At 71.4% G+C, this 20,296-nt stretch carries 8 protein-coding genes; 7 read left to right on the top strand and 1 reads right to left on the bottom strand.

Annotated features, from left to right (window positions below):
• Window positions 1-4: 4 nt before the first annotated feature.
• From IT371_11665 to IT371_11645, 5 genes are read left to right on the top strand one after another with little or no spacing between them, the layout of a single operon-like run.
• Entirely contained in the window at window positions 5-2,746 is a 2,742-nt protein-coding gene (locus IT371_11665; protein ID MCC6748309.1) for a hypothetical protein, read from the top strand.
• Window positions 2,736-3,221: a hypothetical protein gene (locus IT371_11660; GenBank protein MCC6748308.1), complete on the top strand. Its 486-nt coding sequence runs from the start codon at window positions 2,736-2,738 to the stop codon at window positions 3,219-3,221. Before IT371_11665 ends, IT371_11660 begins: the two co-directional genes overlap by 11 nt.
• A complete protein-coding gene (locus IT371_11655) occupies window positions 3,218-7,480 on the top strand; it encodes a hypothetical protein (GenBank protein MCC6748307.1) in 4,263 nt (1,420 codons plus the stop codon). The genes IT371_11660 and IT371_11655 overlap by 4 nt, the downstream gene beginning before the upstream one ends.
• A complete protein-coding gene (locus IT371_11650) occupies window positions 7,477-9,888 on the top strand; it encodes a hypothetical protein (protein MCC6748306.1) in 2,412 nt (803 codons plus the stop codon). The genes IT371_11655 and IT371_11650 overlap by 4 nt, the downstream gene beginning before the upstream one ends.
• Window positions 9,885-14,675 (top strand): hypothetical protein, encoded by a 4,791-nt coding sequence (locus IT371_11645; protein ID MCC6748305.1) that lies wholly within the window; start codon window positions 9,885-9,887, stop codon window positions 14,673-14,675. The genes IT371_11650 and IT371_11645 overlap by 4 nt, the downstream gene beginning before the upstream one ends.
• Window positions 14,676-14,743: 68 nt before the next feature.
• On the opposite strand, the gene IT371_11640 is transcribed toward IT371_11645, so the two are convergent.
• Complete coding sequence (locus IT371_11640) at window positions 14,744-16,348, bottom strand: VWA domain-containing protein (protein MCC6748304.1); 1,605 nt, start codon at window positions 16,346-16,348, stop codon at window positions 14,744-14,746.
• 135 nt (window positions 16,349-16,483) lie between these two features.
• On the opposite strand from IT371_11640, the gene IT371_11635 reads away from it, so the two are divergent.
• The gene (locus IT371_11635) at window positions 16,484-18,949 is read left to right on the top strand and encodes a DEAD/DEAH box helicase (protein ID MCC6748303.1); all 2,466 of its coding nucleotides are present in this window, start codon (window positions 16,484-16,486) and stop codon (window positions 18,947-18,949) included.
• On the top strand, window positions 18,946-20,259 hold the full coding sequence (locus tag IT371_11630; protein MCC6748302.1) for a ribonuclease H-like domain-containing protein: 1,314 nt from the start codon (window positions 18,946-18,948) through the stop codon (window positions 20,257-20,259). Before IT371_11635 ends, IT371_11630 begins: the two co-directional genes overlap by 4 nt.
• The last annotated feature ends 37 nt before the right edge of the window (window positions 20,260-20,296 follow it).

Raw genomic sequence — 20,296 nt, 5'->3', positions numbered from 1 at the left:
TCGGATGGTGCACGTGCGAGGTCGCCGCCAGACGCGGCTCCGAAGGGCCTGGATCGCGCTGCCGCTCCTCGGCGTGGCGGTTCTGCTCCTGCTCGCGCGAGAGAGCCGGGCCCGGGTCTACCTCCAGTACTTCCAGACGAGCTGGAAAGAGATCGAGGCGCGCCTCCCCGAGGTAGCGCAGGCCGGCTACGCCGTGATCTGGTTGCCCCCGCCCAGCAAGGGGGCCGAGGGGACCGCTGACGTGGGCTACTCGGCCTACGATCGTTTCGACCTCGGGGACCAGCTCCAGCGCGGCACCGTGCCGACGCGCTACGGGACGCGGGCCGAGCTCGTCTCGCTGACCGGGGCGGTGCACCGCTTCGGGGGCAAGGTCATCTTCGACGTGGTGATGAACCACAACGCCAACCCCGCGCTCATCGAGAACTCCTTCGTCACGCTGGACCCGGTCCGCATCGACCAGTTCCCTCACACGCGGCCGCTCGATTACCACCTGCTGCCGGCGCGCACCTTCGACGGGGGCGTGACCTACGAGGTGCTCGTGCCACAGCCGCTCGGCGGGGGCACCGCCTGGGTCTCGCCGAAGAGCGCCAACTGGAACCCTGAGCCGCTCGTCGCCGCGGTGCAGATGCCGGCGGGGGCGAGCGTGCCGGGCTACACGCACCTCGTACGCGCTCCGTGGACCGACTACTCGCCGATGTGGGAGAACCAGAACTACTCCCTCCTGGGACTGATCGACTTCGCGAACGAGCAGGTCCTGAACGGTAGCGGCACGGGGATCGACGGGGCGCGGGACGGCAAGAACAACGCGAACGGTCTCCCTCTGCCCGTCTTCGTCCGCCAGCCGAACTGCGCCGAGTGCTATCCGGGAGGCAAGCCGGTCCCCGAGGACATCCGGCAGTACCTGCACCGCTGGATGCGGTGGATGGGCAAGGCAACCGACGCCGACGGGTACCGCCTGGACGCGATCCGGCACGTGCCCGAGAGCTTCTTCGCCTACGACTTCGCGGGCGACCCTGTGGCCTTCAACAAGGCGATCCAGGACGACTACGACCAGCGGCGGGGGAACAAGGATTCCGACGACGACGACGACCGGGACGACGCGATCATCTTCGGCGAGAGCTACACGGGGGACATCCACGGAGAGCTCAAGTCCTACCGCAGGACGGGGATGAAGCTCTTGAACTTTCCCCTCATGTTCCGGTTGCTGAGCCTCTTCGGCCAGGGGGCGGGCGGCAATGGGGACCTCGGGCAGCTCTCCTTCCCGCACGGAGGGGACGCGGGGGCGCTGGAGGAGTTCGGCGGGATGGGGCGCAACGACGCCGTCTCCTTCGCCCAGAGCCACGACCAGTATGCGCCGGACCTGCAGGAGAACCTGGCGCTGGCCTTCGTGCTCACGCGACCCGGGGACGCGGTGGTCTTCTTCGACGGGAACAACCCCGATCCGAAGAGCTGGGTCCGCCCCGGGCGCGTCGACGCGCTCGGCGATTTGGGATCCACGATCACGACGCTCGTGGACCTCCACAACCGCTACGCGCGCGGCGGCATGTTCAACCGCCTGGTGGACGACGACGCCTACGTCTACGAGCGCGTCGTCCCGGGCCAGGGGGCGGCGCTGCTCGTGGCGCTTCACGACAACATCGGCGGAGACGGTCGGGTGGGGCCGGATGGCGTGGCGCGCTTCGGCGGGTTCGATCCGCGCCCGTTGGTGGTGACGGCCTTCCCCCCCGGGACGGTGCTGACCGAGCTGACGGGAAACTCCCCCGTGCAAACGACCACTGTCCTCGACCCCAAGGCGTTGCCGCAGGCGCAGGTGCAGGCGGCGCTGAGTCGCTACGGTGCTGCCGCGGCGGGGGCCTCGCCTCCCCCGGGCTACGGGCTCGTGAGTCTGGCGGTCCCCTCGGGGCCCGAGAAGAACTACGCCGCGTATGCCGTGGCCGGACCCGCGCGGCCCGAGAACGGCGCGCGGCCGGTGGAGCTCCGGCAGGCCGGGCAGCGCGTGGCGGATGCGCCCGTGCAGACCGTCGGCGAGCGGCGGAGCGCGGGGGGGGTGCGCGTGCCGGCGAAGGTCCTCCTCCTGCCGAAGGTGACGGGGAGGCGGCTCCAGGTGGCCCTGCGGGTCGGAGCCACGGCCGGCGCGGCGTACGTGCGCCTCGACGCGGGGAACGGGGCGCTGGGCGGCGCGCAGCCGGCGACGGGCTCGCCCGAGGGGCTCTGGGAGGGCTTTGTCCCGATGAAGCGCGGCGCCGACGCGGGCGGGGACCGGACCTTCGCGCTCGACGACGTGGACGTGTCGGGGCTCGCCGAGGGGACGCACGTGCTGTCGGTCCGCGCGGTGGATGAGCGTCCCGGCCGCGCCCGGGTCTTCTCGGCCTTCGTGATCCCCTTCGTCGTGGACCGAAAACTGGATCCTCCCGAGGTGACCGACCCCGAGGACCTCGACGGGGACGGGAAGCTGGACGTGGCCGACAACTGCCCGAGGGTGGCGAACGCGGACCAGGCGGACTTCGACGAGGACGGCGCGGGGGACCTGTGCGACCTCTGCCCCGTGAGCGCGCCCGGGAGCCGCGGAAAAGTGGATCGCGACGGGTGCCGGCCGGTGGATCCGAAGGCGCTCGGCACGGCGGACGCGATCGTGGCCGTGATCAAGGGGGAGCAACCGAGCCGCCCCGAGCTGGACCTCTCGGGGGACGGACGCGTGGACGTGCTCGACCTGGTGAAGGAAGTGGACCGGCTCCATGCGCGCTAGCGATGTGAGGCCCGCGTTCCTGCCGCTGGCCCTGGCGCTCGCCGCGGGCTGCGACCGGAGCCTTCCGGTGGAGGAGCGACTGGCTCCTCCGCCCGTGCTCGAGCTCGTGCGTGCGGGGGCGGGGACCCTCGAGCTGCGCGTCTCCGGTCCGGCGGGGCTACGCGCGCTGCAGGTCCGCGTGACCTACGCCCCGGCGGAGCTCCGGCTCACGGCGTTCGAGGCCGCACCAGAGGCCGCTCGACTCGACCGCGTCTTCTCCGGACGGCTCGACCGCGCGGAGGGGAGCCTCACCGTCGCCGTGACCGACACGCGGAGGGTGCTGCTGCCGGCGCGCGGGGGGCTCGTGCGCCTCGGGTTCGAGCCGCGAGGCGGCGCCGACCGCAGCACGGTGCGCCTCGAGGACGCGCTCGCCGTGACGGCCACCGGCGAGCCGCTGCGCCTGCCGGACGCGGCCCTGGAGGTGCGGCTGAAATGAGCGCGCGCGCCGCCACCGCCTTCGCGCTGCTCGCGGTCGCCGGGTGTCTCGGCTACGAGGCGACCCCGCCGCCCGCCGCCACGCTGGCCTACCAGCTGGACCTGCCCCGCGGGAGCACCGCCGAGGTCACGGTCTACGACCCGGACGATCAGATCGTGGGGCGACAGACCGCGGGGGCCGACGGCGCGAACGAGCTCTCGCTCCGCCCGAGCCTGGACTTCCCCTCGATCCGGCTGGTGGCGCGCGCGGGGAACCGCGTGCTGAAGGCCGTGGCGGCGGAGCTGCGCCGCGGGGAACGGCGGGACCTCGGCCGGGTGGACGGCAAGAGCACGGCGCACGCGCAGCTCGTGCAGGAGAAGGTGGCCGGGCAGGGAGGGGCGTTCTCCTCGGTGCCGCCGAGCGTCATCGCCTCGCTCCTCGCGCAGGCCCGCGGGACGGGGGCCGAGCTGCGCGCGTTCGAGGCGGTGGTCGCGAAGCTCCTCGGCAAGACCAGCGTCACGGGGCAGCAGGCGCTCTTCGGCCCCCTGGACGCCGAGCTCAAGGAGCCCTTTCTCGGGGAGGCGAAGCTGCCAGAGAGCACGAGCGCGGAATATCGGAACGCCCTCACCGCCGCGACGGAGCGCCTCGCGATCCAGCTTTCGTGCGACGCCGCCCTCGTGAACGTGATGTTCACCGTGGACGCCTCGGGGCAGGCGCTCGACGGGAACGGCGCGCCGCAGCTCGTCCGGCAGCCCACCAAGGCGGGGAAGGTCTTTCTGGCCATCACGGTCGAGGACTCCTCGCCCATCGGCGACGGAGCCGGACGTCTCAAGCCGCAGATGGTGCCGAACGACCCGGACACGGCGATGTTCGACGACGGTACGAACGGAGACGAGGTCGCGGGCGACGGGGTCTTCACCCGGGTGCTCGTGCTGCCGCGCGGGATGCGGGTCAAGTACAAGTACACGAACGGCTCCGCCGGCGAGGGGTGGACGCGCACCGAGGAGTGGCCGGGGAACGCGCGGCTCCTCGAGGTGAAGGACGTGGTCAGTCGACACGCCGACGGGGCCCCGGATTGCCTGGTGATCCGGCGCGACAGCTTCGGCGACGAGGCTTCGAACAAGAACCAGGTCAACCTGAACGCGCGCATCAAGGGCGGGAGCCTGGACTTCGCCCGGGACCTGGGCGGCGCAGCGGCGGCTTCTGTCGGCGAGGGGCGCGTCTCGGGAGGCGGACTCGGGCTCGGAGACCCGCGCACGCGGGCGCCCCTCACCCCCGAGGGGGTCCCCGAGGCCGCCGAGAACGGCACCTGTGCGCGCTGCCCTGCTCCGCTGACCGCTGCCCTCGACGACCGCGTCCCCCCCGAGCTCGTCTCGGCCGAGTTCACCTCGACGGAGCGGATCCAGATCACCTTCTCCGAGGTGCTCGAGTTCGGGGCGGCCTCGACGGCCACGAACTACCTCGTCCTCGACGCGGCCGAGCGGGCCCTGCCCATCCGGAGCGCGGCGGCGAGCGGGAGTCGCGTGACGCTGGAGGTGGGGCCGCCCGACTTCGGACAGCGCTACACCGTGCACGTCAAGGGCCTCCGGGACGCGAGCGCCAACGGCAACCCGCTCCGGGGCCGGACGGCCTCGGTTCTCGTCGGGCGGGACCGCACCCCCCCGCAGCTCATCGGCGTGCGCCCCACCTCGCTGCGGGAGCTGAACCCCGCCGCCAAGGTCGCGGACCCGACGGTGGGCCAGGTGGTAGTGCTCACCTTCGACGAGGAGCTGGACCCCGAGAGTGCGGAGAACGCAGGGAACTACCGGATGGTGCCTCTGGGCGGGGAGCGCTTCGCGACGCAAGCCGCGTACCTCCGCGATCGCCGGCAGGTCTGGGTGGTCACCGACCCGCAGGGGAAGCGCCGCCCGTACGACCTCTTCGTCAAGGGAGTGCGAGACCTGGCGGGGAACCTCCATCCCGAGGAGGAGCCGCGGCGCGTGCAGGGTTTTGCCCTCTATCGCATGACGTTCGGAGCGGTCCCGGGCTTCGCCTTCCTGAACCTGGACGGCAGTAGACGCGGTCTGCCCGACGGGGAAGGGCTCTACCTCACCGGGACCGTGTTGGCGGTGGCGCGGGACCTCCAGGGAAACCCCATCTCCGTGGCGGGGCGCACCGACGTGACGGGGATCCCCGCCTTCGAGATGAAGCCGGGAGGGGAGCTCCACCGCGGCCAGCCGGTCTACACCCTCAGCCTGCTCGTGCCGGCGGGCACCTACGCCTGGAAGGTCGCCCACGGAATAGAGGGAGAATACAAGAATCCTCCCTCTACTTTGGTCAAGGTGCACAAGAGCCTCTGCACGACGAGCGACGTGACGGCGGTCGAGATCGACCCCTCGACGCTGACGGCGCTCCCCCTGCCGGGCGCCGACGGCAAGGCGGTGAGCTTCCTCGACTACGGAGCGGCGAAGCTCTCGGCCTCCGGGACCGAGGCGCCGGGACCCTTCGTCCCCAGGGCGGGAGAGCAGTTGCCCCGTCCTCAGGTCATGTTTAGGCGGGAGAACCCGGACGAGGTCTGCTCCGCCCATACCGGGGACGTGCTCTGTCCGCCGATCCTGGTCGGGACCTGGCGCGACCTGGAGGCCTTCCGCGTGGGGGACAAGACCAACGACTACGACGACGGCCTTCCCGAGGTGGCTCCCACCCGTCTCGCCAAGGACCTCGCGCCGCCGAAGCTCCAGAACCTCCGCGTGCGGGACAGCGAGTCCCTGCTCCTCAGCTTCGACGAGCGCCTGGTGGTCGACCCCTCCGCGCTCGCATTGCGGGCCCGTCACGCCCGGAGCGGCCAGCCGCTCAGCGTGAAGCTCGAGAAGGCCGGCACGATCGGCGACGCGCTCCTGCCGCACCAGCTTCTGCTCCGGACGGGGCGGATGGAAAACGGGGTTGCGTACACCTTGAGCTTCGGGTCGCAGGCCGACGTGTTCGGGAACGTGCAGCGGGTCCCCCAGGAGCAGAGCTTCGTCGCGCCGAGCGGCTTCGTTCCCTTCACGCCGCTGGCCGACACCCAGGCCCCGCGCGTGATCGGCGTTCTGCCGCGGAGCCCGACGAGTCTCCTCGTGCAGTTCGACGAGAAGATCGCTCCCGCGGCCGGGGGGAGCACCGCGAGTTTTGCCATCGTGGCTGACGGGGGCGCGGCGCCGCAGATCCAGCAGGCCAGCCTGCAGGGCGGGGGAACCTCGGTGCTGCTCACCACCGGGCTGCAGGCGCAGCAGGCGGCCTACACCCTGGTGGTCACGAACGTCTCCGACCTGGCGGCGCCGCCGAATGTGCTTCTAGAACAGCGCGTCGCTTTCAAGGGTTTCGGGGATTCTACCCCGCCGAAGGTGGTCTACGCGGTGGCGCTCTCGCAGACCGAGGTGGCCGTGGCCTTCGACGAGCAGCTCTCTCCGCTCACGGCGGGGGTGGCCGGCAGCTACCGTCTCCCCGGCCTCGCCGTGGTGCAGGCCGACTTCGCCGGAGATCCGGGGCGCAAGGCCGCCGCCTTCGACGGGGCGCGGGCGAGCTTTCCGGACCGCCTCGTGGTGTTGCAGGTGAGCAAGATGACGGCCGGGCAGAGCTACACCGTGACGCCGGCCGGGGTAACCGACCTGTCGAACAACCCCTGTCAGGGGAGCGCGACCTTCAAGGGGGTGGACCGGGCGCCGACGGTCGACGTGGTCCTGAGCTACAAGGTGTCGGGGAGCGACACCGTGATGGGGGCCATCCCCGCCCGCGCGATCGGGCTGGCGGCCCTCGCCGCGCAGCGCGAAGGGGTCTTCATCCAGGGGAGCACGGTCAGCACCGACGGCCTGACCAAGGGGCAATCCGACGCGGTGAGCACGCAGCTCGGCGGTTTCCCTCCCGAGGGGGCGCCGCTCGCCGGCTCGGAGCCGCAGCTCCTCGACAACGGCCAGAACGGGGACGCCAAGGCGGGGGACGGCGTCTACTCGCTCCGGATCCGGGGCGTCCCCCTGGGCGCGAGCCTGCAATGGAAGGCCTTTGCCCCCTTCACCGTCTCGTACAAGGCCGCGAACCCCGGCGACGCCCAGGCCGCCTTCGCCGACGCGACCCCGGGGCCGTCGGTCTTCTCCGACGGACAGGAGTTCCCCGGGAACGAAAACGCGCTCCGGATCCTCGGGGACGTAAACGGCGACGGTGTAGTCCGGATCCAGTGCCTCTTCGGGGACGAGACGACGTACAAGAAGTTCACCAACAAGCCGCCGTTCGTCTGGGTGGCCGACGACGTGACGTGGACGCCATGATGAGAACGGCACTCCTGCTCCTCGTGGCGGGGCTGGGTGGCTGTCGCGGCGAGCTGCCCGCGCAGTGCCCGAGCGGCCGAGAGGTCGTGGCCGTGACCAGCGAGAGCGCGACGAGCGTGCGGGTGCGCTTCGCCTGTCGCCTCGACACGGCGAGCGCGGAGCGGGCCGAGCACTACCGGGCCGCGGACCATGGCGTCGTGCCCCCCGCCCCTCTCGGGATCGCGGGGGCCGAGGCGGCCGAAGGCGAAGTGCGGCTCACGACCGCCCCCCAGGTGGGGCTCGTGACGTACACGCTGCGCCTCGCCGGGGTGCGAGACGCGAGCGGCGCGCTGCTCGACGCGAGCGCGAACTTCCGGGGGGGCGGGCCAGCGCGCACCGCGCCCGTGACCTTTCGCGTGGACGACCGGTATAGCGCGAGCCTGAAGACGGTCTGGCTCCTGCTCGGCGTGGATCCGCTGACGGGCGCGTACACGTCGCGGGCGCAACGTCTCGAGCTGAAGGATCCCGACGGCGATCACCGCTTCGAGGCCACGCTCCGGGTGGCGGCCGACCCCGTCCGCACGGTGGGCACGAAGGACGACGCGCTCGGACCGCAGTACTGGGGCTACAGCGCTCGCGCCGTGGACGAGAGGAACCGCCCGCTGAGCGAGCTCACGCTCTTCGAGGTGCCCGACGAGAAGGCGCGGGTGGTGGCCGTTCGTCTCTCCACGGTGCCCGAGCCTCCGGCGCCCGAGGGACTCGTGGAGGTGACCTTCCGGGTGGACGATCGCCCCGCGGGCGCCCTGCAGAAGCCCGCACTGCGGGGGAGCTTCGACGCGCAGGGGACCTTCGACCCGACCTTCCCGTCGGTGGTGGAGCTCGCGGACAAGGACGGGGACGGGATCTGGGAGGGGAAGGCACGCGTGCGCATCGCCCCCGACCGACGCCTCGGCGGGCCGAGCGAGCAGAGCAAGCCCTACTCCGTCTATCTCGTCGAGGGAGCGACCCCCTGGCAGAGCCGGTCGGCCGACTTTGCGGCCCCCGACGAGAAGCCCGTCACGGCCGCCATCCTGGTGGGTAGCCCCGACAAGGTGCCGGTGCGCTTCGGCGTGGACGTGTCGGCCTCCTGGCTCGACGAGACGGGGAGCGCGAAGGGGGTCTACCCCGGCGAGGCGGTCTTCCTCACGGGCGAGTTCGGGCAGGCCGAGGATGCTTTCGGGCAGAACGCCACCGACGCCTTCGCCGGCGGGGAGAACGTGGTGCTGCAGATGGTGGAGCGCAAGGACCGGCCGGGGGTCTGGGAGCGCACCCTCTTCTTGCCCAAGAACCGTCCCTACGGCTGGAAGGCGGTGCGCTGCCCCAAGGACAAGGGGTGCGGGCAGCTCAACAAGCTGGTTACCTCCACGGGGCGGGCCTTCCCGACGGTGATGAAGAACCTGATCACCGAGCTCTGCGACGCGAGCAAGAAACAGTGGACGGATTCTAATTGCTCGGATCCGCGCCTCATCGACCCGCGCAAGCTCGGGGCGGTGCCGGTGAAGGGGGGGACGCTCGACTACACGCACGCGACGATCTTCGCCGGCACGGGGAAGGGACAGGTCGATCAGAAGGATCCCCCGGGGACCCCGAACGCGCAGCTGATGTTCAAGCAGGAGGCGCCGGATCTGGTGGTGGAGGTGAAGGAGCAGCCGGTGGTCACGCCGATCTACGTGGTGGGCACCTGGCGCGACGTGAACATCCCGGGCACGCCGCAGGACATCCTGGGCAGCGGGACGGTGATCGACCTCTCCCGGACCGACTACGACGCGGGCCTCATCGGGGTGGCGCCGCCGTCGTATGCCTTGCCGGCTCCGACGCGCCCCTCCCCCTTCGTGATGGACGGCCGCCTGGAGGCCACCGCGACCCTCGTGGCGGGCGGCACCGGCACGATGCCGATCTATCTGGCGGCGAGCGGGGACCACCTGTACCTGGCCACCGATGACGCCGGTGAGGGCTCGGACAACCTGGTGCTGCTCTCGGGTACCGCGCCGGGTGGCGCCGTCCCCGCCCCGTGGGGAAAGGCGGGCACGGTGGCCTTCGCCGGCAAGACGCTCGTCCTGGCCGACGAGAACGACAGCGGCTTCGCCGGGTGGTTCGAGCTCGGCAATCCCGACCGGCTGCTCGCCACCGCCGGGGGGGGCCAGGACCCGCGCTTCGACGTGGGGAGCTCGGCGCAGAACGGCGGAGTCGTCGAGGGGACGGTGAATCTCAAGGCCACCTTCGGCAGCGCGCCGTCGGTGCTCTACCTCGCGGTCGGGGCGTGGGCCTCGGGCGACGGGGGGGCGCTCTATAGCGCGGCGCAGACCCCCGCGACCCGGGACGGAAACGGCAACCTCGAGGCGGGCGAGGTGCTGAAGGTCGCCTGGCCCTCGCTGAAGGTGGTGCCATGAGGCGGCTCGAGCGCGTGGTCTGGGGGGCGGTCCTCGTGGCGCTCGTTGCAGGCCCGACGATCGGGCCGGGAGGCGCCGCGTCGGGCTACGCCGAGAACGTCACCTTCTCCTTCGACGCGGCCAAGATCAGCTACAAGGCCGGGATCCAGACCGCCTACCTGCTCATCGACCGCTACGGCGGCGAGAACGCGCTCTGCAAGGCGCGGCCGATGACCAAGAGCGGCGCTACCTGGTCCACGACGGTGCAGCTCCCCGAGGGGGACTACATCTACGTCTTCGTGGCGAACGCGGACCAGTACGTTACGCTCTCCGATTGCGACCTGAATCCCGACGACGTGCCGGACGCGAACTTCTTCAACGACCCGAGCCCGCGGGTCCCGGGGTTCGGCGGGCAGTTCGGCAAGGACAACCTGCACTTCGTGCGCGACCCGCAGCGGCCGAAGTACCAGCCCGAGACGTTGAGCCCGAGGCCCGGTACCCTCTTCACGAGCGGCTCCGTGGTGCTGTCGGTACAGGCGCGGCCGGGGGCTGGGGGGACGCCCATCGACGCGGGCAAGGTGAAGGTCCGGCTGCACACGAACGAGCCGCCGGGGATGTTCCGGAGCGCGGGGGCAGCGAAGCCCGATACCACCGAAGAGGTCAAGACGGTGAAGGTGACGACGGGCGCCGGGGGGGCGGTGACCGTGACGGCCACCCTCGCCTCCCCGCCCGAGGGTTTTCACGAGGTGGACTTCGAGCTGGCGGACGCGGCCGGCCGCACGGGGGACAAGCTCACCACCTCGATTCTGGTGAACCTGCAGAACGAGCCGCCGGTGGCCGACGCCGGCCCGACGCGCTTCGGGCACGTGGGCGCCGAGGTGCAGCTCGACGGGGGCCTCTCGAACGACCCGGACCGCGTGGGGCTCGCGGCCTACGCGTGGCGGCAGCTCTCAGGGCCGGGGACGCTCTCCTTCCAGAGTTACGACGAGGAGCGCGTCCAGGTGGACGGCTTCTTCCTGCTGCTCTTCGACGACGAAGGGAACGGCAAGGGGCAGCCCCTCCCGGCGCTCCACTCGCAGCCGCGCGTCGTGGCGAGCGCGCCCGGTCTCTACCGCGTGGGGCTCAAGGTGCAGGACCACGAGGGGGCCTGGAGCTCCGAGGCCGCCACCGAGCTTCACGTGGTGAGCAGCTTCGATCCCTCGGTGAAGCCGCGCGCCGACGTGGCGCTCGTCTCCGGGAAGGTGCACCTCGACGGGCGGCCGAGCGGCGTGGGCGGGGACTACCGCTTCATCCCCGACGCGCGGAACCCGGCGCCGGTGACCCTGACGGTCCTCAACGGGGGGCGGACGGTGGCCTTTCCCCCGCCGAAAGCCGGGAGCTACGTCTTCTACCTGCAGATCGGACGGTCGCACCCGCGGGCCATCACGGTGCGGGTGAGCGGCGACGGCAAGGCGACGGGGCAGGAGCTCGACGATCAGGACCGCTTCTGGAAGGAGGAGGCGGTGATCTACATGGTCTTTCCGCGGCGCTTTCAGGACAGTAACGGCGACGGCCACGGGGATTTCCGAGGCATCGTTCAAAAACTCCCCTACCTCAAGACCCTGGGCGTGAACGTCCTCTGGATCATGCCCATCACCCCCGGGCCTACGAGCCACGGCTACGCCGCGACCGCGCTCTTCGACACCCACCCGGACTACGGCACCGTCGGGGACTGGGACTACTTCACGGCCGAGGCGCACAAGCTCGGCATGCGGGTCATGCTGGACCTGGTCGGGAACCACACCTCCGACCGCCATCCGATCTTCCGCGCCGCGATGGCCAACCCGGGATCGGTGCTGCGCGACTGGTTCGTCTTCAACCCGGGCAATAACGAACGACCGTTCGAATACGCCTTCGACTTCTCTACCCTGCCCTCCCTGAACTACAACAACCCCCTCGTCCGCCGCCTGTTCATCGACTTCGTGGAGTACTGGATGGATCACGGCGTGGATGCCTTCCGGTGCGACATCGCGACCTTCGTGCCGCCCTCCTTCTGGCGGGAGATGCGCCGCCGCGTGGTGGCGCGAAAGCCCGGGGGGGCGATGCTGGCGGAGATCATTCCTCCGTCGCCGGGCTTCTTCGACGAGCAGTTCGATCTGGCCTACGACTCGTACCTCTACTGGAACTTCAAGGACATCTTCGCCAAGACCGGCGGCCTCGACGCGTTTCACGGCGCCCTCGCGAGCGCCGAGAAGTTCGTCTCGAACGCCTACATCCGGAAGGTGCGCGAGAAGGTGGATCCGGCGCGGGTGCTGCGGCTGCGCTACCTCGACACGCAGGACGAGGACCGGTTCCTGCTCCAGGCGGGGAGGAACAAGGATGTGCAGCGCGCGGCGGCCGGGGTGCTCCTGAGCCTGCCGGGGACCCCCATGATCTACTACGGGGACGAACAGGGCGCGCTGCAGATGCGCGGGCAGATGAAGTTCGGGACCGACGGCGACCCAGGGCTCCACGAGCACTACCGGCGGCTCCTCCTCGTGCGGGGTCAGAACCCGGGTTTGCAGGGGCAGGACTACGGGGCGCTCGGAGAGCCCGGGGACACCTTCACGCGCATCAACAGCGATGCGGACCAGGGGGGAGCGCAGGTCTACTCGTTCTCGCGCTACCGCGAGGGGCAGCACTTCGTGGTCCTGTCGAACCGCTTCAAGTCGAGCTCGCTCGGCACGACGGTGAAGTTCTTTCCGCCGCCGGCGCAGCTCGGAGACTACGGGTCGGGCACGCTTTGGCTGGTGAATCATCTGAACGCGAAGGATCAGGTGCCCACCGACAAGGCCTCGCTCGCGCGCGGGGTCTCGGTCTCGGTGGGGAGCCACGAGACGAAGGTCTATCAGCTCGTGGAGGCCCAACTCCCCGACGCCGACGACGACGGCGTACTGGACAGCTACGACAGCTGCCGCGGGGTGAAGAACGCGGACCAGGCCGACACCGACGGGGACGGGGTGGGAGACGCCTGCGACAAGTGCCCCGACACGCTCCTCGGCACTCCGGTGAACGTGGAGGGGTGCCTGGCGCAGGCGGGAGGGCCGCGGCAGCGCTACCTGCTGGACGGCCGAGTCGACGACGCGGCGTACCTCGCGGCGGAAGCGGCCGGCACTAAGCTCTACGCGAGCTTCAACGGGCGGCAGCTCTATCTGGCCGCCACCGCCGCGCGGCCCGGGAGCGACGTGACGGTCTACGTGGGCACGGCGACGGATCGGATGGTCCCCGCGGCGTTCGGCAAGGCCGGGAGGGTGGCCACGGGGGGGCCTGTTCTCGCCGACGAGGGAGATGGGAACTACGCCGCCTGGCTGAAGGTGACGGGCGCGGCGCGCGCGGCGACGCCCAGCATGATCGAGAGCGACGACGGGGTCGTGGAAGGAACGGTGAACCTCGTGGAGATGTTCGGCGCAGAGCTGCCGAAGAAGCTCTACCTGGCGGTGGGGCGGTACGGGGCGGAGGACGGCGCGGCGCTCGTGGCGCAGTGCCCGGCGAGCAAGGACGGCAACGGTGACCTCAACGACAGCGAGTTCGTCGCCATGGAACTAAAGGATCCGACGCCCCCTCCACCCGCTCCGCCACCGGACCGGGACCAGGACGGGACCCCCGACGCGCGGGACAACTGCCGGAGCGTACCGAACGCCGACCAGCGGGACTTCGACGGGGATGCCGTAGGGGACCTGTGCGACCTCTGTCCGGCCTCTCGCCCGGGGGTGCCGGTGGACGGCTGGGGTTGTGAGCGAGAGACGGGACAGGCTCACGCGAACCCCCACCCCGACGCCGTGGGCGGTCCGGTCCAGGCGGAGGGGTGCAGCTGCGAGCTGGGCCGGGGGAGTGGCCCCGCGGGAGCCGGCTGGTGGATGGCAGTCGTCGCGCTGCTCGGGCTGGGCCGCGCACGCCGGCGCGTCATGCGGCGACGGGGGCAGCCGGTCGGGCCTGGCTCCGGCGTGGTCGGGGCGCTCCTGGCCCTTCTCGGGTGGGGAGCGGCGGGGTGCCTCGGCACGGACGAGCCTGCGGGGGGCCTGTCGGAGTGCCTGGATAGCGCGGGACGGAGCTACGCGCCGTGCCGCGTGCTGCGAGGGCGTCTCGAGGTGCCGGCGGCGTCGAAGCTCGCCCCGGGGGTCAAGCCGCTGCAGCTCGCGGCGGTGATCTTTCGGGGTCTCGCGGCCACCGGCGGAGCGAAGGCGGACGCGGCCGTCAGGCCCCCGGCGGGCGACGGTGGCCGGGACGCGGGAGGGAGCCCCGGGGCGCCGGCGAGCAAAACAGAACTGCGGTTCTTTTTCGGCGCGCCGTTTGCGCCGCAGGCCGGGGGCGGCCAGCGGGCGTCGGTGCCCTTTTCGATCACCCTCCCCTGCACCGAGAGCGCGGCCGTGCTCGTGCAGTTCCCGCGGGATTCGTCGGCGCGTGGCCCCGGCCTGCAGGTCGCGCAGTTCCTCTTTCCCGAGGACGGAGCGACGACGCTGAGCAGCCGCCTGCACCGGCAGGCGAAGGAGTCGTGTGGCGGCAGGAGCGCGGTGCTGGACCTCGGCACGGTGTTGCTCGAGCTCCCGCCGCGCCAGTCGGCCACGGCCGGGCGGGTGCAGCTCGGCAAGGGGAAGAGCAAGAACCCGCTGTCGCTGGTCGATGCGGACGGCGACGGCCAGGACGACCTGGCCGATCTGGACGATGACGACGACGGGCTACCCGACGGGAGCGACGACGACGCGGACGGGGACGGGGTGTCGGACGCGGTCCAGGCGCTCTCCGCCCTGCCGGACGCGGACAAGGACGGAATCCCCGATCTATTCCAGTAGGAGCTTTCTAGAGCGTGACGACGGGAACAATATGCGAAGGTAAGCTCTAGTATGAGTATTCTAGGCGGCTACGACTGTTTCCGGCGAAGCGCCTCCGCCTGATCGAGGAGGCGCAGGAACTCGCCGCGGTAGCCGTGGGGGTCTTTGCCCTTGGCCCCGCGCGCCAGCTCGCGCACCAGGCCGAAGGTGGTCTGCGCCTTGTGGGGCGAGTCCCGCAGCAGCATGCCGAAGGCCGCCACCGCGGAGGCGAAGCGGAAGGCGTCGGTGGTCTGGGCCAGGGGCGCCGCTTCGTCCAGGACCGGCAGCGCGAGGAGCTGGCTCTGCTCGGCCGAGGGGGCCTTGTAGCGGAGCTTCACGGTGAAGAGCTCGGGTCCCGCGGCCGCCTCGGTGGGCCGGGCGCCGCTCTGGTACTTGAGGGGGTCCACGCCGCGCACCTCGGTCTCGGCGCCGACGGGGACGATCTCGTAGAGCGCGGTCACCGAGTGGCCGGCGCCGATCTCGCCGCCGTCTTTGCGGTCGTCGTTGAAGTCCTCGGCGCGGAGGAGGCGATTCTCGTAGCCCAGCAGCCGGTAGGCCGCGACGCGCTTCGGGTTGAATTCGACCTGCACCTTGACGTCCTTGGCGATGGTCACGAGGGTGCTGCCCGCCTGGCGGACGAGCACCTTGCGCGCCTCGGCCAGGTTGTCGATGTAGGCGTAGTTGCCGTTCCCCTTGTCGGCCAGCTGCTCCATCGTGCTGTCCTTCAGGTTCCCCATGCCGAAGCCGAGGACGGTCAGGAAGATGCCGCTCTGGCGCTCCGCCTCCACGAGACGCACGAGGTCCCCCTCGCTCGTGGTGCCCACGTTGAAGTCGCCGTCGGTGGCGAGGATGACGCGGTTGATGCCGCCCGGGCGGAAGTGCTCGCGGGCCACGCGGTAGGCGAGCCGGATGCCGTCCGCGCCGTTCGTGGGTCCCCCCGCCTGCAGACGCGAGAGAGCGGCGAGGATCTTCGCCTTCTCCGAACCCGCCGTGGAGGGCAGGACCACGCCCGACGCTCCGGCGTAGACGACCATGGCCACGCGGTCACGTTCGGTCAGCTGGCCGACGAGCAGCCGAAGGGCCGCCTTGAGCAGCGGGAGCTTGTTCGCCGTGTCCATCGAGCCCGACACGTCGAGGAGGAAGACGAGGTTCCGCGGAGGAAGCTGCGCGTCGGGGATCCGCCGGCCCTGCAGACCGAGGAGGACCAGGCGGTGGCGGGGGTTCCAAGGGGCCCGAGAGACCTCGGCCACCGCCGAGAAGGGGCGCTCGCCCTTCGGCGCCGGGTAGTCGTACGGGAAGTAGTTCACGAGCTCCTCGATGCGCACGGCGTCCTTCGGCGGGAGCATCCCCTCGGTGAGGAAGCGGCGCACGTTGCTGTACGAGGCGGTGTCCACGTCCACGGCGAAGGTGGAGAGCGGGTTGTGCGTCACCTTGAGAAAGGGGTTGTCCTCGACGTGCCGGTAGGCCTCCGTGTTCATCCGGGGCCCCTCGGCCCCGTCCGAGGTTTTCCCACCGACGGCCGTCCCCGCCACGGCAGGAGCTTCGTGGTAGGCCCCGCCCGGAACCCGTCCCTTCATGAGGCCGCAGGCGGCGAAGGTGGTCAGGGTGGCCAGGACGGGGGTAAGCGCGAGGACGAGACGTAGGCGGTGGCTCATCGGGTGCCTCCTTGGTGGCTCTCGGGAAGGAATCGCCGGCGGGCCTCCGTCCTTACAGCGCGCGCGGAAGTTGACAGGCACTGGCGCCTGGCAATACTGTGTAGACGTTCAGGCCTGAACGGGCGCACAGGACCCATGCACAACGATAACGAGCGCACATTGCAAGGGATTTACCGGGTGCTGGACCGCTGGCGAGCCCCCGCCGTGGCGCGTCACCTCGTCCGGCACGCGGTGATGTCCGAGGAGAGCGCGCGAACGCGCCCCTTTCCGGCGGACCTGGCGCCAGCGCTGCTGCGGGCGCTCCGGAGCCGCGGGATCGAGCGCCTCTATACCCACCAGGCCGACGCGCTCGACCTGGCGCGGCGCGGGCGCGACGTGGTGGTCACCACGCCGACCGCTTCCGGCAAGACGCTCTGCTACAACGGCCCGGTCTTCCAGGCGCTGCTCGAAGACCCGCAGGCGCGAGCGCTCTACCTATTTCCGACGAAGGCGCTCGCGCGCGATCAGATGGAGGAGGCGCGGCTTCTGGCCGCGGCGACCGGCGAGTCCATCGGGGTGGCCGTCTACGACGGGGACACGCCGGTGGATCAGCGCCGCGCGGCCCGGCGGAAGGCGCGGCTCCTCGCCACGAACCCCGAGATGCTGCACGCGGGGATCCTGCCGCACCATCCGGGGTGGGCCGAGCTCCTCTCGGGCCTGCGCTACGTGGTGCTCGACGAGCTCCATACCTACCGCGGAGTCTTCGGCAGCCACCTGGCGCACGTGCTCCGGCGGCTCCGACGCCTCTGCCGGTTCCACGGCAGCGACCCGGTGTTTCTCTGCACCAGCGCCACCATCGCGAACCCCGCGGAGCTGGCCGAGCGCCTGGTCGGCCGGCCGTTCGAGCTCGTGGCCGAGAGCGGGGCCCCGCGTGGGGAGCGGCACCTGCTCATCTTCAATCCCCCGGTGCTCGACGCGGCCCTCGGGGTGCGGGAGAACTACCTGACCGCGGCGACGCGCCTCACCCTCGATCTCGTGGAGGGGGAGCTGAGCAGCCTGGTCTTTTGTCGGAGCCGGCTGGCTGTGGAGGTGCTCCTGCGCACGCTGCGGGAGAGCCTGGAGAGCGCGGACGGTTCAAGTTCCGAGGTTCTAGAACGTGTGCGCGGATATCGGGGTGGCTACCTCCCCGAGCGGCGCCGCGCCGTGGAGCAGGCGCTGCGCGCCGGACGCACCGACGTGGTGGTCACGACCTCGGCGCTGGAGCTCGGCATCGACATCGGCGGGCTCGACGCCGTGGTGGTGGCCGGCTGGCCGGGTAGCCGCGCCGCGACCTGGCAGCGGGCGGGTCGTGCGGGACGCAGACGGACTCCAAGCCTCGCGATCCTGGTCGCCTCGAGCGAGCCGGTAGATCAGTACGTGGCCGGCGAGCCGGACTACCTGCTCGGCGAGGGGCCCGAGCACGCGCGGGTGGATCCGGACAATCCGCTCATCCTCGTGCCGCATCTCAAGTGCGCGGCGTACGAGCTCCCCTTCGCGCCCCAGGAGGCCTACGGGCACCTCGACGCGCAGGAGACGGCCGAGACGCTGGACTGCCTCGCCGAGGCGGGGGTGCTGCACGGGCGAGGCGGGCGCTACCACTACGTGGGCGACGCCTTCCCGGCCCAGGAGGTCCAGCTTCGGGGTCCGCTCGACGAGAACTTCCTCGTGGTCGACGAGCCGACGGGGACGATCCTGGCCGAGGTGGACTATCAGGACGCGCCGCAGGAGCTGCACGACCAGGCCATCTACCAGCTCGAGGGGCAGCAGTACGAGGTGCGACGGCTCGATCACGATGCGCGCAAGGCGCACGTCACCCGCGCCCAGGTGGACTACTACACGGACGCCCTGACGCAGACGCGGGTGCGCGTCCTCGAGACGCACGAGGCGGTCGAGGCCGCGGCGTGGGGCGAGGTGCACGTCTTGCAGCGCGTGGTGGGCTTCAAGAAGATCAAGCTGCACACCCAAGAGAACGTGGGCTACGGCGAGGTCTGTCAGCCCGACCGCGAGATGCACAGCATGGCCCTGTGGCTCACGACCTCGGCCGAGGCGCTGGCGCGCGTGCCGGCCTCGCCCGGGGAGTGGGCCGAGGCGAGCCTGGCGGCGGCCTATGCCCTGCATTCCACCGCAGCGCTCTTGCTGATGAGCGAGCCGCGGGACCTGGGCCGTGCGGTCGGAGACGCGCGGTCGGGCTGGTTCGCCGTGTCGGGGAGGCGCAGTCGGGGGAGCTACCAGCGCCCGGGAGAGGGGCAGGACCTGCTCGAGGGGACGGTCCCGACGATCTTCCTCTTCGATCGCTACCCCGGCGGGACGGGGCTCGCGGAGCGCCTCTACGACGAGCGTGCGGAGCTGCTCTCCCGGGCGCACGCCATGATCGCCCGCTGCGGCTGCGCTCGCGGCTGCCCCGCGTGCATCGGGCCGGGGGGGAGCCCCGGGGCCAAGCGGCTCGCCCGGGGACTGCTGGAGCTGCTCCTCCACGGAGGCGACGCGCGAGGGGTTCCGGCGGCCGAAGCGAGACAGAGCCGTGGGAGCGGCGGCGAGCGCACGGCGAGGCCCGGGGGTGAGGGAGAGAGGTCCTGGCGATGAAGCTCGCCGATCGCGTGCGCCGGGCTCTCGGCTCGGACGCGGGGCCGGTCCGGGCAAACGGAGCGGAGGGATCCGCCCGCGTCGCGGAGACGGAGGGGCGCCCCGATCACCGGATCTACGAGCTTCGGCGCGCGATCGGTCGCATCGAGAGCCGGTGGGCCGGTGAGGTGAGTGCGGCCGTGACGAGGCCTGTGCTGCGGGCGCGTGCGGCCGGCCCGGCCTGGGTGCGCACGAGTGCCGTGCCGATGCTCCACGAGCGTGGCTGTGCTCGAGAGGAGCGCTTCGGCGACACGCGCCTCGAACCGCCGGGGAGCGAGGCGCTGGCTGAGCTGCTGCGGGTGGCCGTGGGAACGGGCGTGATGCGTCCTGAGCCGCACGAGCTCCTCTTTCTGGATACGGAGACGACGGGACTCTCGCGCGATGCGGGCACCCTGCCCTTCCTGATCGGCGTCGGGAGCTTTCGCCCTGAGGACCGGCGCTTCGCGGTGCAGCAGTTCCTCGTGCGGGATCCCGCGGAGGAGGCGGTCGTGCTCGAAGCGCTCGAGCAGCGTCTGGCCGCGGCGAAGGTGCTCGTCACGTTCAACGGGCGGAGCTTCGATCTGCCGCTCCTCCGGAACCGCGGCGTACTGGCGCGCATGCGGCTGTCGCTCGGACTCCCCCACGTAGACCTCCTGCTGCTCGCCCGGCGGCTCTTCCGGGGACGCCTGCCCTCCCTGCGCCTCGGGGAGCTCGAGCGGAGCGTGCTCGGCTTCCACAGGGAGGGAGACGTGGAAGGCGCGCTCGTGCCGAGCATCTACCTGGACTTCTTGCGCAGCGGGCGGTGGGACCAGATGGCGCGCGTCCTCGAGCACAACCAGCTGGACGTGATGGCGCTCGCTCCTCTGCTCGGGCTCGTGGCGAGCCACGTGGCGGACCCGCTCGAGTGGGCCGAGGACGCCGAGGAGCTGCACGCGCTCGGCGTGCTCCACCTCGAGCGCGGAGATCCGGAGCTCGGTGAAAGAAGCCTCGTCCGCGCGCTGGAGCTGGCACGAGCCTCCGGGACGCGGCGCGAGGTCCTCGTGTCGCTGGCGCGCCGACTGCGGCGGACCGGGCGGCGGGCCGAGGCGGCGACGCTCTGGGAGGAGTACCGGCGCCACTTCCCGCAGCATCCGCTCGGCTGGATCGAGCTCGCCAAGCACCACGAGCACGTCACGCGAGACCTGGCACGGGCGCTCGCCCTGGCGGAGGGGGCGCCGGGAGACCACGACGACGGCAGCCGGGTCGCGCGCCTGCGACGTCGCCTCGGGCGCGGGGCGGCAGACGGGGCGTAGCGCCGCTATCCCGTCCGCGGGGCAAGCGCGTAGACTG

Source organism: Deltaproteobacteria bacterium (assembly GCA_020848905.1).
Lineage (GTDB): Bacteria > Myxococcota_A > Polyangia.
This window is presented reverse-complemented; position numbering and strand designations above follow the sequence as displayed.